General features: G+C 70.1%; 11 protein-coding genes and 4 pseudogenes. 7 read left to right on the plus strand and 8 right to left on the minus strand.

Annotation, left to right across the window (positions count from 1 at the left end):
• Positions 1-471 precede the first annotated feature (471 nt).
• Complete coding sequence (locus tag ACFSJS_RS18645; RefSeq protein WP_380901821.1) at positions 472-921, plus strand: hypothetical protein; 450 nt, start codon at positions 472-474, stop codon at positions 919-921.
• Between the two features lie 98 nt (positions 922-1019).
• Positions 1020-3821: a DEAD/DEAH box helicase gene (locus tag ACFSJS_RS18650; protein ID WP_380901823.1), complete on the plus strand. Its 2802-nt coding sequence runs from the start codon at positions 1020-1022 to the stop codon at positions 3819-3821.
• A gap of 173 nt (positions 3822-3994) precedes the next feature.
• Here the strand turns inward: ACFSJS_RS18650 and ACFSJS_RS18655 are convergent, their stop codons facing one another.
• The 4 genes from ACFSJS_RS18655 to ACFSJS_RS18670 are packed head-to-tail and all read right to left on the minus strand — an operon-like array spanning position 3995 to position 7771.
• On the minus strand, positions 3995-4174 hold the full coding sequence (locus tag ACFSJS_RS18655; protein WP_380901825.1) for a hypothetical protein: 180 nt from the start codon (positions 4172-4174) through the stop codon (positions 3995-3997).
• Between the two features lie 21 nt (positions 4175-4195).
• A complete protein-coding gene (locus ACFSJS_RS18660) occupies positions 4196-4591 on the minus strand; it encodes a class I SAM-dependent methyltransferase (protein ID WP_380901827.1) in 396 nt (131 codons plus the stop codon).
• Positions 4512-5348 carry an alpha/beta fold hydrolase gene (locus tag ACFSJS_RS18665; RefSeq protein WP_380901829.1) on the minus strand — a complete coding sequence of 279 codons (837 nt, stop codon included), beginning with the start codon at positions 5346-5348 and terminating at the stop codon, positions 4512-4514. The genes ACFSJS_RS18660 and ACFSJS_RS18665 overlap by 80 nt, the downstream gene beginning before the upstream one ends.
• The gene (locus ACFSJS_RS18670; protein WP_380901831.1) at positions 5345-7771 is read right to left on the minus strand and encodes an MMPL family transporter; all 2427 of its coding nucleotides are present in this window, start codon (positions 7769-7771) and stop codon (positions 5345-5347) included. The genes ACFSJS_RS18665 and ACFSJS_RS18670 overlap by 4 nt, the downstream gene beginning before the upstream one ends.
• A gap of 396 nt (positions 7772-8167) precedes the next feature.
• Between ACFSJS_RS18670 and ACFSJS_RS18675 the strand changes: the two genes are divergently transcribed.
• The 3 genes and pseudogenes from ACFSJS_RS18675 (at position 8168) to ACFSJS_RS18685 (ending at position 12248) form a co-directional block, all read left to right on the plus strand.
• Positions 8168-9346, plus strand: a complete 1179-nt coding sequence (locus tag ACFSJS_RS18675) for a macrolide family glycosyltransferase (RefSeq protein ID WP_380901833.1) — start codon at positions 8168-8170, stop codon at positions 9344-9346.
• A 221-nt stretch (positions 9347-9567) separates the two neighbouring features.
• Positions 9568-10361, plus strand: a pseudogene (locus ACFSJS_RS18680) (IS5 family transposase).
• A 369-nt stretch (positions 10362-10730) separates the two neighbouring features.
• Positions 10731-12248: an endonuclease/exonuclease/phosphatase family protein gene (locus ACFSJS_RS18685; protein ID WP_380901835.1), complete on the plus strand. Its 1518-nt coding sequence runs from the start codon at positions 10731-10733 to the stop codon at positions 12246-12248.
• A gap of 90 nt (positions 12249-12338) precedes the next feature.
• Here ACFSJS_RS18685 and ACFSJS_RS18690 read toward each other — a convergent pair whose 3' ends face one another.
• The 3 genes and pseudogenes from ACFSJS_RS18690 to ACFSJS_RS18700 all read right to left on the minus strand — a co-directional run.
• Entirely contained in the window at positions 12339-12950 is a 612-nt protein-coding gene (locus tag ACFSJS_RS18690; RefSeq protein ID WP_380901837.1) for a CAP domain-containing protein, read from the minus strand.
• 143 nt (positions 12951-13093) lie between these two features.
• On the minus strand, positions 13094-13483 hold the full coding sequence (locus ACFSJS_RS18695) for a hypothetical protein (RefSeq protein ID WP_380901839.1): 390 nt from the start codon (positions 13481-13483) through the stop codon (positions 13094-13096).
• 312 nt (positions 13484-13795) lie between these two features.
• A pseudogene (locus tag ACFSJS_RS18700) lies at positions 13796-13924 on the minus strand (IS5/IS1182 family transposase); the annotation flags it as partial.
• A 470-nt stretch (positions 13925-14394) separates the two neighbouring features.
• Here ACFSJS_RS18700 and ACFSJS_RS18705 point away from each other — a divergent pair.
• Positions 14395-14625: pseudogene (locus tag ACFSJS_RS18705) on the plus strand (methyltransferase domain-containing protein); the annotation flags it as partial.
• A gap of 189 nt (positions 14626-14814) precedes the next feature.
• Here ACFSJS_RS18705 and ACFSJS_RS18710 read toward each other — a convergent pair.
• Positions 14815-15150, minus strand: a pseudogene (locus tag ACFSJS_RS18710) (RidA family protein); the annotation flags it as partial.
• 101 nt (positions 15151-15251) lie between these two features.
• On the opposite strand from ACFSJS_RS18710, the gene ACFSJS_RS18715 reads away from it, so the two are divergent.
• Positions 15252-15635, plus strand: coding sequence for a winged helix-turn-helix transcriptional regulator (locus ACFSJS_RS18715; RefSeq protein ID WP_380901841.1), 384 nt, complete (start codon positions 15252-15254; stop codon positions 15633-15635).
• The last annotated feature ends 70 nt before the right edge of the window (positions 15636-15705 follow it).

Raw genomic sequence — 15705 nt, forward strand, 5'->3', positions numbered from 1 at the left:
CCCTCGCTTCGCTCGGGCGGGCCGGGCTCCGCCCGGCCAGGGGCCGCTTCGCGGCCCGGCGCCCCGGGCGGGCTCCGCCCTTTCTGGGCCGGCCGCCGTTCGCTGCGCTCACAGCGGCTCAAGGGGGCCCGCATGCGGGCCGGGGGTTCCGCTCCGCTCCACCCCCGGAACCGGGCCTTGGATGGCCGGAGTGAGTGGCCGTCAGCAGACGTACAGGGGCAAGGGTTGAGCCCGCTGCGCGGGCCAGGGCCAGCTGTAGGGAGGGGGTGCGGGGCGGTGGGGAGTACGACGGCCGGTCACGGAGCGAGGAAGTGGGACGGGTTGGCGAGATTCTCGCACGTGGGGATGCATTGGTGTGTAGAGTCTGGGAAAACACACCACTCTCCCGAAGGTCGAGGATGGCTCATGCGTAAGGCGATGGAGAATGCGAAGATCCACGCACGCGCGGCAGTACGACGCAGAGCTGCGGACATGACGGCGGAGCAGATCGAGAAGGCCACGGACGAGGCACGTATGCACGAGCGGATGCGCTCGCGGTTGTGTGAGACCGAGGACGATGTGCGCGCCATCGGTATCGCGGTGGCCGAGCACACCGAGTGGCGGCGCATCGGGTACGTGATGGAGGAAGAGGGCCTGGGGGCTTACGAGCCCGAGCGTGATCCGACGGCGGTGCGGTGGGCGCGGGAGGAAGCCGAGCGGGAGCGGCAGGAGCAGGCCCGGCAGGACGGCTCGGCCAAGATGGTGCTGACCGTCCCCGTAGACGGGCAGACCTACTGGCACCTGCGCACCTGCGCCGGCGCCCACGGCATCACCCCACGGCACCTGATCGGTCTGCTGATCGAGCAGGTCCGCACCACGCCCGAGGGCCTGGTGGAAGTGGCCCCCTTCGCCGTGGAAAGCGGCGCGGACATCGACGCGTAGCCGGGTGGAATTCACACCCGGTGATTTCTCGCGGGTCATTCGGATTGCTTGCCGGGCTCGGAGAAAAGATCGGAAAGCGCGGCAAAGAACGGGAAGGGATGCTCGTGGCGGGTATCAGACTTCGGCCGCATCAGGTGGAGGCGGTGGACGCGATCGTCCGGGCGCTGGAATACCGCGCAGGTTCTCAGGTGCCGGCGGACGGGCTGCGGGCCACCGTGGTGGCGGCCACCGGGGCGGGCAAGACGCTGATCGCGGCCGAGGCCGCGCGTCGCCTGGAGCCGCGCGGTCGGGTGCTGGTGATGGTGCCCACCCTGGACCTGCTGACGCAGACGGTCCAGGCATGGCGGGTGGCCGGTCACACCGGCCCTGCGGTCGCGGTGTGCTCCCTGGAAGGAGACACGGCCTTGGCCTCGCTGGGGGTGCGGTGCACCACCAATCCGATCCGGTTGGCGCTGTGGGCCGGGAGAGGGCCAGTGGTCGTGTTCGCCACCTACGCCTCGCTCGCGCCGCGCCAGGACATCGGCCCGGGTGGGGAGCCGGTCCAGGTGCCCGGACCGCTGGAAACGGCCTTCCGCGGCGTCTACGGGCAACGCCTGGCACCGTTCGGGCTTGCGGTGGTCGACGAGGCGCACCGAACCAGTGGGGATCTGGCCAAACCATGGGCGGCGATCCACGACAACCGTCGGATCCCGGCGGCACGGCGGCTGTACCTCACCGCCACACCACGCATCTGGCAACCCACCGGACGGCCAGGCGAAGAGGTCGTGGGCGGCGGGGGCGGGACTCTGGAGGCCGCAGAGGGCGTCTCGGAACCTACTGCGGCCGGTGCCGGGCAGTTGGTGGCGAGCATGGACGACGAGCGGCTGTACGGGCCGCAGGTGTTCACCTTCTCCCTCACCGAAGCGATCGACCGGGGCATCCTGGCGCGGTTCGAGATCGACGTGCTGGAAATCCGCCCGCCGGACCTGGGCACGGGTGGGAGTGAGGAGGAGCGGCGGGGTAGGCGGTTGGCCGCCTTGCAGGCCGCGCTGGTCAAACACGCGGCCGCCACCGGGGTGCGGTCGTTGATCTGCTTCCACCACCGTACAGCCGAGGCGATGGCGTTCGCCCGTGCCCTACCGGGTACCGCGGCACGGCTGCACAAGGAGGACCCGGCGACCTATCCACGGCGGGTGTGGGCGGACTGGCTGTGCGGGGAACACGAGCCGCAGCATCGGCGGGCAGTGCTGGGCCGGTTCGCCGACGGCCTTGACGAGGACGGGTGGGAGACCGAGCTGTCGGTGCTGGCGAACGTGCGCGTCCTGGGCGAAGGGGTGGACATCTGCGGCCGGCGCGGGGTCGACGGTGTGGTCTTCGCGGACGTACGCGGCTCGGCCGTCGACATCGTCCAGGCGGTGGGCCGGGCGCTGCGACAGAAGCCCCGCCAGGGGAAGGTGGCCCGGTTGGTGGTGCCGGTCTTCTTGGAGCCGGGCGAGGCGCCGGACGACATGCTCGCCTCCGCCTCCTACAAGCCGCTGGTAACCGTGCTACAGGGGCTGCGCAGCCACTCCGAGAAACTCGTGGAGCAGCTGGCCGTCGTCTCCGCGCCCAGTCGCGGCCGACCCGCCTCCGTGCTCGGCCTGGACCCCGCCCGCGGTGGTGGTAGCGGGGGCGAGGGCGGCGGCGACGGGGCGGAGCCGGAGGGGGTGCCGCTGCTGCGATTCTCCACCCCCCGCGACCCTCACCTGATCGCGCAATTCGTCCGCACCCGCGTCATCCGACCCGAATCCCAGGCCTGGCTCACCGGACTCAACGCCCTCCACACCTGGCACCAGCAACAGGAACAAGGGCGGGACGGCGTGCGCGGGGGCCAGGACCACAAGCCCGAGAAGCACCGCGGCGAGCACGAGGGACGCGAGCACGAGCAGGGACAAGACGGCGTGTGCGAGCGCCAGGAGCACGGCGACCACCAGATCGAGTCGCAGGAGCACAACGGCGACCACAGCAACCAGGAACACTGCGACCACGGGAAGGGCGAGAAAATCGGAAAGAGCAGCGCCGCCGGCCCGACCCACAGGCCCGTGGCGGTGCCCCTCGACGCCCGCGTCGGCCCCTTCCCCCTCGGACAGTGGGTCAGTGAACAGCGGCGCGCCTACCGGGCCGGGACGCTGGCCGCGTGGCGGGTGGAGCTGTTGGAAGAAGCCGGGATGGTGTGGTCCGTGCCCGACGCCGCCTTCGAGGAGAACCTCGCCGCGGCGCGGGCCTACTACGCGGTGCACGGCACGCTGTGCGCGCCCCGAACGGCGGTGGCCGAGGGCCGGCCGATCGGACAGTGGCTCACCAACTGCCGCCGCCCCGGCGGGCTCGGCAAAGACCCGCAGCGGGCGGCGCAGCGGGCCGCCCGGCTCGCCGCCATCGATCCGGACTGGAACCCGGCGGAGAAGGGCTGGACGGTCGACTGGCAACGCCGCTACGCCAAGCTGCGGGCCTGTATCGAGGGTGGAGCGACGGTGACCGAGATCCGGCCCGGCGTCACGGTCGGCGGGGAGGACGTCGGGCTGTGGCTGGCCCGGCAACGCACCGGGTGGGCGCAGCTGGCCGACGGACAACGCCAGCGCCTGACCGCCCTCGGCATCCAACCCACCACACCGGCCCCAGGCAGCCAGACCAGCCCCGGCCGAGGCGGGGCGGTGATCGTGCCCGCCGGCGCCACCGCCTGGGACCGCGCCCTGGCCGCACTCCACCAATACCAAGCACGCGAAGGGCATGTACGCGTGCCCCGCAAGTGGGTCGAGACCATCCACGACCAGACCGGACACCAACACCCCATCCGACTCGGCATCTGGCTCAACAACCAACGCCAACGACGACACCGACTCCCCCACCAGCGGGTCAAAGCACTGGAGGAGTTGGGGGTGTAGAAGCAGGGGCGGTTCCAGGGGTCGTGGAGGAAGCACCGGGGTGGGGCCGTCCGTGAGACGGAGCAGCCTCACCCCGGTGTTGCGTTTTGCGGGCCGGTTTTGTTCATGGCCGTGGGAGGCATGTACCGACAGGGTGGACGAGAGCCTGCGCGGAGCTTTGTGGGTGTGGCGGATCAGACGCGAGCGATCAGCGCGTAACGCTCGTCCGTCACCGGGCCACCCCACAGATCGGGGTCGTCGCTGAAGTTTTCGATGCGGACCGCGCCGGCAAGCGGGCGTACGGTGGCGGCAAGGTCGGCGGCGGTGACACCCTGGTGCCAGGGCAAGGTACCGGCGCCGGCCACGTACGGCACGCCGGATTGCCCGGCCTCGTGTCAGCGGCCCTCGACCGGCACGAGGGGGCCACCGGGGCGGATTCGGGAAGTCCACGCGGTCAGGGCCGCCGTCGGATCGGGCAGGGTCCGCATCAGGTGGCGACAGAGCACCACGTCGAACCGTGCCTGCCCCGTGGGCGGCGCGGTGGCGTCACCGACCAGGAGCCGGCCCGCCAGGTCGGCGGTGGTGAGCTTGGCGTGGGCGTGTTCGATCATCTGCGGGGCTGGATCGACAGAGCAGGTTCGCCCCGCCCGTTGGCAGCGAGTGGGGAGATTCAAGAAGCGTCCTCGTCGTCCTGGTCGTCGGTGGGCAGGGTCATTCGCGGGTGGTCCAGAAGCGCAGAAGGGACTGGGCGACTGTGCGGGGGCGGTGGAGCTGTACCAGGTGTCCCGCATCGGGGACGACTGTGAGCTGGGCACCGAGTCTGCCGGCGGTGTCGGTGAATCCCTGTGCCGGGAACAGGGTGTCCTGTGAGCCCCGTACGAGCAGGGTGGGCGTCGGTGGCTCGGGGTGGCCGTCCGATTCGAGGGCTGCCGCCCAGGCTCGGGTGAGGCCCAGGTAGTGGGCGGCTCGTGTGGTCGTGAGGCGCGCTCGGGCGACGGCCTGGTAGGCGGGGTCCGCGGCTTCGTCGGGCCGGGCGAGGTCCGCGATGCCGGTGACCAGCCGCACCGTGCGGTTCGGCCCCAGGCGCCGGCCGAGGGCCGCTCCGGTGCGGAGGCGGCGGGCCAAGGCGCCGTCCTGGCCCAGGTGCCAGCCCACGGCGGTCAGGCTGAGTACCGATGTGGTGGCCAGGGCGGCGGCACGGGCCACGTAGGCCCCCATGCACAGGCCGACGAGATGCACCGCATGCGGATGGGTGACCTGGGACAGGACGGCCTGCAGGTCGGCTGCCAGGTGGTCCAGGCTGTAGTCGCCCGGATCTGTGGGGCCGTCGGACTCGTGCTGTCCGCGGTGGTCGTAGGCGTGGGTATGGTATCCCGCCGCAGCGAGCTCAGGCATCAGCGGGAGGAAGTCCTCCTTCGAGCCGTACAGGCCGCCGACCAGGACGACGCAGGAGCCGCGGTCGGTTCCTTCCGGTGGAGCGCAGTGCACGGCGGCCAGGGAGCCGGAAGGTGTCGTGTACGTGTGCCAGCGGAGGTTCGGGGGCGTCAAGGGCGTTCGCCTTTCGGCATCTCGGGGCCTGGTGTCGACGCGGCATCGCGGGCGGGGGGGAGCTGTGGTTCGGTCGTACGGCCGGGTGCGCCGTGGGGAAGTCGGCGGGCGGGCACGCCTGCTTCCACGACCGTGCCGCCGAGGGTCCACCAGTTCGCTCGTCCGGCCACAGCCATGACGGCCGGGACGAGCAGGCCGCGGATGACTGTGGCGTCGAGTACCACGGCCAGTGCGAGGCCGACACCGATGACCTTCAGGAGCACGAGGTCGGATGTTGCGAGGGCGGCCATGACCGTGGCGAAGATGACGGCTGCCCAGGTGAACAGTCCGGCGGTGCGGTCCAGACCCGCGATGACGGCGTGTGCGGTGTCGGGAAGGCGGCGGTACTCCTCGCAGATGCGGGCCAGCAGGAAGACCTCGTAGTCCATGGAGAGGCCGAAGGCGATGCAGAAGATCAGTACGGGCATTTGGATGTCGGTGGTGCCCGTCGTCGTGAAGCCGCCCAGCAGTCCGGCGAAGTGGTCGTCTTGGAATACGAACACCAGCGCGCCGAACGTCGCGCTGAGGCTCAGCGCGTTCAGCATGACCGCCTTCAGTGCCAGTACCGGGCGGCGGGTGAGTGCCAGGACCAGGATCGTCATGGCCGCCACGATCAGTGCGCAGGCCTGCCGGAGCCGGTCGGCGATCGACTGGTGCATGTCGGCCAGTACCGCGCCCGGGCCGCCGACCAGGGCCGGTCCCGGGGCGGGGAGCGCTCGCACGGCGAGCGCCACGCGGCGCGCCTGGGCGCTGAAGGGTTCGCAGTCGGTCGTCACCGATAGCCAGGCCCCCCGCCGGCCGGCGTATGACGCTGAGGCCGGGCCTGCTTCCCGGACACGGCTGCCCTTCTGATACGAGCCTGTCGCGGTCTCCACCCGGCGCACTCGCGGCACCGCGGAGACGGCGCGCGCGTAGCGGTCGAGGCGGCGGGCTGCCGCGGTCGGGTTGAAGCCGGGGAGCACCACTGTCGTTGGGCTCGCGACGCCACCGTCGGTGAAGTCCTGGCGGAGTGCCTGGCCGCTCCGACCGATTTCCGAGGTGATCGGGAAGAGACGGTCGTCGAACATTCCGAACTCCACGCGGGTGAAAGGGCTCGCCATCACTGCGAGCCCTGCGGTCAGTGCCAGCGAAACGACGGCCGGGCGGCGCATGACGAGCGCCGCGATGCGTCCCCAGGTGCCGCGCTCCATGCCTGTCGGCCCGTCGGCGCTCCTCGGTGTGTCCTCGTCGTTTGTACCCGCACGGGTCATGGTGCCCGTGCGCGTGGCCCGTCCGCGGCGCAGTGAGGCGAAGAGATCGAACCGATGGGTTCGCCGCCCCAGGAGGCACAGTGCTGCGGGCAGCAGGAGCAGGCTCAGTGCGGCCGCCGACACCGTGACCGTGATGCCGCCCAAGGCGATCGATCTGAGAATGGGCAGAGGGAAGATGAACAGTGCCGCCAGCGACGTCGCCACGGTTGCCGCGGAGAAGGCCACCGCCCGGCCGGCTGTGGACATCGTCGCCCGCAGTGAGTCTTCCACCGAATGCCCGTTGTCGAGCTCTTCCCGGAAGCGGCTGATGATGAAGAGGCTGTAGTCGACCGCGAGGGCGAATCCCAAGGCGTAGCTGATGCTGCTCGCGAACACCGACACCGGCGTGAACAGCGTGGCGAACCGCAGAACGGCTGCCGTGATCGTCACCGCCAGGGTGCCCACCAGCACCGGCAGCACAGCGGCGATGGCGGAGCGAAAGGCGAACAGCAGCATCAGTGCCGTCACCGGCAGCGCCAGCAGCTCCGCGAAAACCTGGTCTTTCTCCACCTGTCTGCCGACCTGCGCGCGCAGTGCCGCCTCCCCCGTGGCCGAGACGGTCAGTTCGCCCTGGTGGCCGGTCACTTGTGGAACCAGGCGGTCGGCGATCCGCGTGGTGTGCGCGTCCTCGCCGTCCAGCTGCACCAGGATCAGGGCGCTGCGTCCGTCGCGGGAGCGCAGCGCCGCGGAAGTGGTCGACCAGTAGGACTGCACCGACGCGACGGCCGGGTTCGCCCGGAGTCCTGCCTCGACACGCCGTGCAGCTGCCGCCGATCCGGGGCTGTCCACCGTCAGGCGTGCACGGGCGATCAGGACGACGTCCGGCGCGGCCGACCCGAAGTCCCGCTCCAGGATGCGCTTGGCACGCATGGACTCTGCCGACGCGGGCGCCTCACCGCCGGCCGTCAGGTGCTCGTGCGCGGACCCGCCCCACCAGACTGCCGCAAGGGCAACGCACAGAGTCGCCACCAGCACAGCCCACCGTCGGCGCAGCACGAGAGCGGAAAGCCGCCCGTGCTGCGCCTCTTTCGGGGCCTTCACCACCGCGCCGGGCCGGAAACGGCATCCGCTTGCCGGCCGGCCGGAGCTGCGCACCTGCGGACGGGCACGTGCCGAAGGCTTTGAACAGCCGTTGCGTGGGCCGCCCATCTCCCGGAAGGGCTTCGAGGGGCCGCGATGCGTCTGCGGCTGGGAATGGTGGAGCGCGTGCTCATCAGGTCCCATCGGATCGGTCGCCGGCTGTTCCCGGCGGCTTCAGGGCCCGCCTGGTGGGGCGAGGTCGTGTCCCATGGACAACGACGTCGCCACGGTCCAGGATGCGGGTGATCATCACCGGTGCGCGGTGACGATCGGTGGTGGTGACCGTGAGCGAAGCACCCCCATGGGAGGCGATCCTTCCGGATGCCGTGCCGCCCCGGGCACCTGGCGCGTTAGACACCGGGGGATGTCCAGGCCCTGTTCCCGGGCTACGACGGAAAGACAGGATCAGCTATGACCCGTGACGCTGCTCGCTCGCACATCGCCGTCTTCAACGTGCCGATGGCAGGGCATGTGCTGCCCACCTTGGCGGTGGTGCGGCAGCTCGTACTGCGGGGCCACCGGGTGAGTTACGCGGTGACTGCAGAGTTCGGCGATCAGGTGCGGGCCGTGGGGGCGGACCCCGTCCTCTACGACGTGTCCTCCGCCGGTGAGGCGCCGGAGGACCTCGCCGTGGGAGCGGCCCAGGCGGTGGAGGTGAACCGTGCCGCGGTACCGCAGCTGGAGTCGGCGTTCGCCGATGACCGTCCCGACCTTGTGCTGTATGACGTCTACGCGTGGGCGGGGCCGATGCTTGCCGCTCGCTGGGGTGTGCCGGCCGTTCTGCTCTCGCCCAGCCACTTGCCGTACGACGGGGTGCTGAGCGAGATGTTCGGCGTGAACGACCTCACGCGGATGCCGGGCTTCGCCGATCTCGAGCGTGGGTTCACCGCCTATGGCGTCCCCGGCGGTGCGCGCGCCGTGACACTGGCTCCGCCGCGCGCGATCGCTTTCCTCCCGCGTGCTTTCCAGCGGCGGCCGGAGACGGTACGGGCGGCCGAGGCCCACTGGGTGGGCCCCGCGCTCGGCGACCGCTCCTTCCAGGGCAGCTGGCGCGCTCCCGACAGCGGCCGGCCCGTGGTGTACGTGTCGTTGGGCTCGCAGTACAACCACCGTCCGGAGTTCTACCGGATGTGCGTGGAGGCGTTCGCCGGTCTTGGAGTGCACGTGGTGATGAGTGTCGGTGCCGAGGTGGCGCGGGTGCGTGTCGGTGAGCTGCCCGAGGGGTTCGAGGTGCACGCTGCCGTTCCCCAGCTCGATGTCCTGGCTGCGTCCTCGGTGTTCGTCACGCACGGCGGCATGGGCAGCGTCATGGAGGCGGTCGCCCTCGGTGTTCCCCTGGTGGTGGTTCCGCAGATGGCCGAGCAGCGGGTCAACGCCGAGCGTGTGCGGGCCTTGGGCCTGGGTGTGTACCTGCCACGAGAGGAGGTGACTGGCGAGGCGCTGCGGGACGCGGTGCGCACGGTGAGAAACAACCCGCGAGTACGTGCTGCACTGGCGACGCTGGGCCAGGACATCAGTCAGGCGGGCGGGAGCTCGGCAGCCGCCGACATCGTGGAGAAAGTCCTCGCCGACCGGCCGATGACGCCCTGACCCGTTGTACGCCGCCGGCGGATTGCGCCGCAGCAACTCGGTCTCCTGTCGGCGCGCAGTTGTCCGAGAGCGCGTCCTGTGTGGTGGTCGGCTCGTCGGGCCGGGCAGGGGGAGTGCTCGGTGGGGATGGATCGTTCCGGACGGGCTGTGGGAGCTCGCCGAGCCGCTGCTGCCGTCGGCTAACAGGTCATCTCATTTGGCGTGGTCGGTGCTCTGCGGGTGTGACGATCGTGGAACGACTGGTATCGGGCGAGCTGTGGGAGCTGTTCCAGCGGGTGGTACCGCCCGCCCGCCCCGACCCGGCCGCCGGCACGGCGGCCGCGAGGTCCTGGCCGCGATCATCTTCGTGGCCACCTCCGGCTGCACCTGGCAACAACTGCCGTCGGCGCCTTTCGGACCGTCCGGGGCCACGGCCCACCAGCGGTTCGCCGAGTGGGCCCGGGTGCGGGTGTGGGCCAGGCTGCACCGTCTGGTGCTGGACGAACTCGGCGCCCGGGGCGAGCCGGACTGGACCCGCTGCGCGATCGATTCGGTGACCATGCGAGCCCTGAAAAGGGGGAGCCGACCGGACCGAATCGAAGTCGATCGGGACAAGTACGGGACGAGGATCCACCTGTTCACCGACCGGTCCGGTCTGCCCCTCTCGGTCGGGATTTCCGGAGCCGACACCCACGACAGCCAGGCCCCGATCCCGCTGGTGAAGGGCATCCCGCCGATCCGCTCCCGCCGCGGCCGACGGCGCCGCAGGCCCGCCAGGCCGCACGGCGACAAGGGCTACGACCACGCCCACCTGCGACGATGGCTCCGCAACCGCGGCACCACCCCGCGCATCGCCCGCAAGGGCATCGACTTCTCCGAGCGGCCGGGCCCGCACCGCTGGAAAATCGAGCGGACCTTCGCCTGGCTTTCCGGCTGCCGCCGACTCCACCGCCGCCACGAACACGCAGCCGGCCACTTCCTTGCCTTCGCCGGCGTCGCCTGCACCCTCATCTGCTACCGCCGACTCGCCAAATGAGATGACCTGTAAAGCCGCCCACTGCTGGCCGGTGGCCCCGCCTGCCATCGGGGCCGTCACCACCAAGGCTCGGGGCAGCGGACCCGGTGGAGCCTGCCACCGCGGGACGGGGAAACCGCCGGGGCCACGGCCGGACCCCGGATCGGAGTCTGTGTCCCGGCGGGGACCTCTCACGCCGCGCCCACCGCTGCGTCTGTCCGGTGGACGGGGCGGGCCGCTGGAACGGAGCGGCTTCCTGAACGTGCGTTTGCTGTGCCGTGTGCTCCAGGCAGCGGCGCACCGGTGGCGTCGGCGTAGGGCGGGAGGGAGAGTGGGGTTGCTTACCGGAGGCGGGGGGTGGCCGTGGTGCATAAGTAATCGGGAGTGGTGATGGTGAACAGGGTCTGTCTGTACTCGAGTGGGCTGGTCAGGCCGGGCGAGGACATCCTCGTCTACTACGAGACGGACAAGGCCGGGCACAACTGTGTCGCCCTGTATCCGGAGGGCACGACGGACCTGGCCGGCTTCCTCACCTTCGAGCCTGCTCCCTGCCAAGCAGGCGTCGTCCGCTTCTCAGGCATCTCCACCGAGGATGCGAGCAAGTCCATCTCGCCTCGCGCCTACGTGCTCAGACTCGTGCCGTACCCCACCGGCAGCCCGGGCACGTCCTTGGCGGAAGCCAGATTCACACTCACCGACAGCCCTTGCTTCCTGGTGGGTTCCTTCACCGCCGCCAACACGCCCGCTCGTGAGGCATGCAGCATCTCCCTGGCGGGGATTCTGGAGAAGTTCACCCGTACCGTCACCTACGGCAAGCACAGTGGAGACAGTTGGCTGACGGTCGACGCGAGAACCGGGAAGATCACCGGTACTCCACCCGCCGAAGCCGCAGGACGCGCCGGACACATCGTCGTCACCGCTCAGGATGACGCCGCGCCGCCACGCACCACAAGCGTGGCGGTGACGGTTCCGGTGCGCCCTGAGGAAGGCCCACTCGTTGACCGGTTGCGGATCGCCACCTGGAACATGTGGTACGACGCGGGAAAGGTATGGGACGGCAAGAGCAAAGTGCTGCGTTTCCTCCTCGAGCAGGACGTCGACCTGCTCGCCTTGCAGGAGGTTCACCGCTACCAGGAGCCCGGTACGGTACGGCAACTGGCCGACCGGCTGGGCTGGTACTACCACCAGTACCCTCGTGTCCACAAAGATCCCGCAGACGACAAGGACGTCGGCCTGATCAGCCGCTACCCCATCGACCTGGACCACAGCGGCAACGAAGCCGACTTCCTGCGCTCGACGGTCACCGTGGGTGATCTGAGGCTCCAGGTGTGCACCGTCCATCTGGATTACACCTCCTATGGTCCTGACCTGGCGCCCCCTGGCACGCGGCGCTTCACCGCCGATGTACAGGATCAGGAGAAACGGTCGGCCCGCGAGCGGGAGATGCGCGACGGAGTGCTGAGAAAGCTCGCCGGCTATCTCGCCGGTGCGGATAACGAGCCCGTCATCGTCCTGGGCGACTTCAACTGTCCCTCGCACCGGGACTGGACTTCCGAGGTTGCCACCGAGCCGCGGAACTGGCCGGCCACCATGCTGCTGGAGAAGGCCGGCTTCCAGGTCTCCTACCGTGCCGTGCATCCCGACCCTGGCGCGCACCCCGGTATCACCTGGTCCCCTACTGCGCTGTGGCGCAAGGGGATGCAGCGTGTCGAACCGGTCGACCGTATCGATTTCATCTTCCACAAGGGACGCAAGCTCCAAGTCCTTGATTCCCGGGCCTGCGTCACCGGGACACCCACACCGGCCGAAGAACACGAATCCTGGAAAAAACCGCCGCGGTTTTGGTACAACGAGTGGCCCTCCGACCACGCCGCCGTGATCACCACCTACCAGGTTCTTCGCACCTGACGGGGACGGACCAGAACCACTGGCGCGGGGCAGAGCGGTGTTTCCCCGGTGACGGCGCGCAGAGAACCGGTTGCGGCCCCGCCGGTCGGGTCAGCGCCGGGCTCCGGTGATCTGGGTCCACCAGGTGGTGTCGTGGCCGTGGGCGAGACCGACACCGATGTCGCGGTGGCCGCAGGCGAGGATGTTGCGCCGGTGGGGTGGGCTGTCCATCCAACCGGCCACGACGGCGGTCGCGTCGGGGTACCCGTGGGCGATGTTCTCCCCCACCTGGCTCCAGACATACCCCACGTCCTCCAAGCGCTGCACCAGTGGCCGCCCCCCGGGGCCGCGGTGGGAGAGCCGGCCGGTGCGGGCCATGGAGGCGCTGTGGTCCCGGGCCGCCTCGGCGAGGGCCGGATGTGGGGCAAGGCCAGGACAACCGGCCTCGGCACGCAGTGCGTTGACCAGACGGACGACCTCGGCCCGTTCGCCCTCAGCGGGCAGATCCTCTCCGCTCGCGGTGTGTGCGGGCAGGGCGGAACCGGGCTGTGAGGTGATGGTGTCTGCGGGAGGGAGCGGCCGGTGGCTGGCGTACGGAGCGGGGGCGGCCGCAGTGGTCATGACGGCCGCCAGCGCCGCGGCGCCGAGGGCGGACCGCCGGAGGCGGACGGGAGCGGTGCCGTGGCGCGAAGAACCGTCCCGGTCGTGGTGCCGACTTGTCATCCCGTTCCTTCCGGAAACCCGATGGGCGGCAAACTCACACAGGCATACTGAGCAGCGGGGCGGGACCGCTAGGACCGATCCCGCCCCGCCCAGGTCACCTGGCCTGCCCGCGGCAGCTCACGCGCAGCGGGCGCTGTTGTGGCTCACTTGCAGGCCAGGTCCTCCGGACCGCTGTAGTCGACGTACCGGTACTGGCCGTCGCGCCAGGTCCAGTACACCGTGCGCAGGTTGTTGCCGCCGTGCTCGGGGGTGAGGTAGCGGTTGCCGTCCTTGGACCACTTCCAGACTCCGGAGTTGTCGTCGCTCGGCACGTGGCCGACGAGCCCGTCCCTCCAGTTGTTGTTGTTCGGCCTCTGGTTGTACAGCCCGTACCAGTCCTTCGTCGTGCGCAAGGAGCCGTCGTAGCCGGTGAGGATCTGGCCGCCCTCGCACTCGGGCGGGACGACGGTGAGGTCGGCAGCCGCGGCGGGACTCGCCAGGGAAGCCCCGGCGAGCGCGAGAGCGGCACAGGCCAGGGAAAGGGTCTTGCGCATTCTTCCTCCGGTCATTGAGGGGAGATGGCAATTCGAGAGTAACCTCCCCGCCCGCTTTCTGCGTTCACTCGAAAAGGCGAATTGCGCAGCATTTTGAGTCGTAAGCATATTGTCATACGGCATCGGAGGTGACTTACGGAAACTTCAGGCGTCTCCCGGGCTACACCCGGGTTGACTTCCTTTTCCGCTCGGCTTGATCGAAGTGGATCTCACGGCCGCGACCGGACATTTCGACGACTGGCCGGCGGTGGTGCGACGCTACCCGTTCGGCGGCGTGCAGATCCCGCGCACCCTGAGGGTTTTCCATCGTGATCAATTGGCGGGTTCAAGGGTGACGACGGCTCGGACTATGGCGGTGATGCGGGTGATGTTGCAGCGGAGCTTGCGCAGGAGCCGCCAGCTCTTGAGGATCGCCATGGCGCGCTCGCCGATGCTGCGGATCTGGCAGCCCCGGGGCCGAACACTGGGCCATGATGGGACGTCACCGCCTCGCTACGGGAGGTCGCTGTAGGCGAGCACCGGAAGCCGGGCCCGGATCCGTCGCAGGGCAAGCCGCCGCCGGGGAACTCCGACGGCAAGGTGCCCGACCCTCCCCCGCCGACCGGTACCCACCGGCACTGACGCGGTGGACGTCGAAGATGGCCTGCGGGGGTTGACCTCCTCGGTGCGGTGGCCGGATGAGGAGTCGCCGTGGATCCGCCCCGCGGTGCTGGAGGCCTGCCCGCGGCACCGCTTCACCCCGGTACGGGTGTGGGGTCTGGGACGGGGACGCCTACCGAGCGGTGGACCGCGCCGTCGAGCCCGGGCGGTGGGCACAGGCGGTGTATCCGGGGCCGGACGTCTCCACTGTCATCCAGGTCGCCGACGGACTGCCCTCCCCCAGCCTGTCGTGCGTGGCGGTAGTGGTCGGCATGCTCGACTGCCTGCGGCTGGAGGAAGACCACAGGGTGCTGGAGCTGGGCTGCGGGACGGGTTGGAACGCCGCGCTACCGGCCGCCCGGGCTGGTGCGGGCCGAGTCACCTCGGTCGAGGTCGACGCATCCCTGGCCGCCGGCGCCGAGGCGCGGCTGGCAGCGGCCGGCGCCGGGGTGGAGGTGCGGGTCGGGGACGGGACGGCCGGATGGGCGCAGGGCGCGCCGTATGACCGGGTGATCGCCACCTACGCCGTCGACGAGATCCCATGGACGTGGGTGGAACAGACTCGGCCTGCACCGCCTGCACGCCGCCGGCGCGCTTCTGGTCGTCGACGGCCCCGGCCAGGACACCTCCTTCGTCCGCCTCGTCGCCAAGCGGCCGGACGCACCGGGCCGGCCCTGGCGGTTCGTCGGCGACCCCGACACGGTGGCCGCCACGACCTGCCTGCCGAGCCACATCTGGGAGGAGCTGCCGGTGGACGTCGCCGCGGCGTTCTGCCGCAGGTTCACCACGTACAGGGTCTGCGAGATGACCTGGTTCCGGGTGGCGCCGTAGTGGTCCAGGACCTTGTCCATGTTGGCGTGGGTCTGCTTGAGCTGGGCGGCGAAGTCGCCCGCGTAGAGGAACTCGCCTGCCTTATCGAACGAGAGTTGTCCGGAGACGTGGATCAGCTCGCCGGACTTGATCGCCTGTGAGTAGCCGAAGTCGCTCTCGGCCGGCACGTTGTAGTGGAAGACATTAATGGTGGCCATGGTGCTCGCCCTTCCGCTTTGCTCTCTTATGGTTACTCGGAAACTGTAGGAGAGTGACGGTTGACCTGGAAGAACGCACTTTTCGGTGACTGGGGAACCTGATGGTAACCAAGCAGCTACTCACGGGCCTGCCCGAGGACGCCGACCTGCGGCGCGCGGACTCCCTGGCGCGGGAGATCTTCTCGGACGTCGCCAACAAGTGGGCGCTGCTGATCATCGAGGCCCTGGGGGAGGGCACCCTGCGCTTCGGCGAGCTGCGGAACGAGGTCGAGGGCGTCAGCCACAAGATGCTCACCCAGAATCTGCGCATGCTGGAGCGCAACGGCCTGGTCGAGCGGACGGTGCACCCCGTCGTGCCGCCGCGGGTCGAGTACACCCTCACCGAGCCGGGGCGGGCCCTGCGGGCGACGATCGACGGGCTGTGCGACTGGACCCACCGGTACCTCGGTCACATCGAGACCGCCCGCGACCGTTTCGACGCCTGACGGACGCACAGCGGCACCCTCACGCGCGACCTTGATCCATCCCACGTTGGCGGCCGCCAACATCGCCCGC

The organism is Streptomyces desertarenae, assembly GCF_042681365.1.
In the GTDB taxonomy this organism is placed as follows: Bacteria; Actinomycetota; Actinomycetes; order Streptomycetales; family Streptomycetaceae; genus Streptomyces; species Streptomyces desertarenae.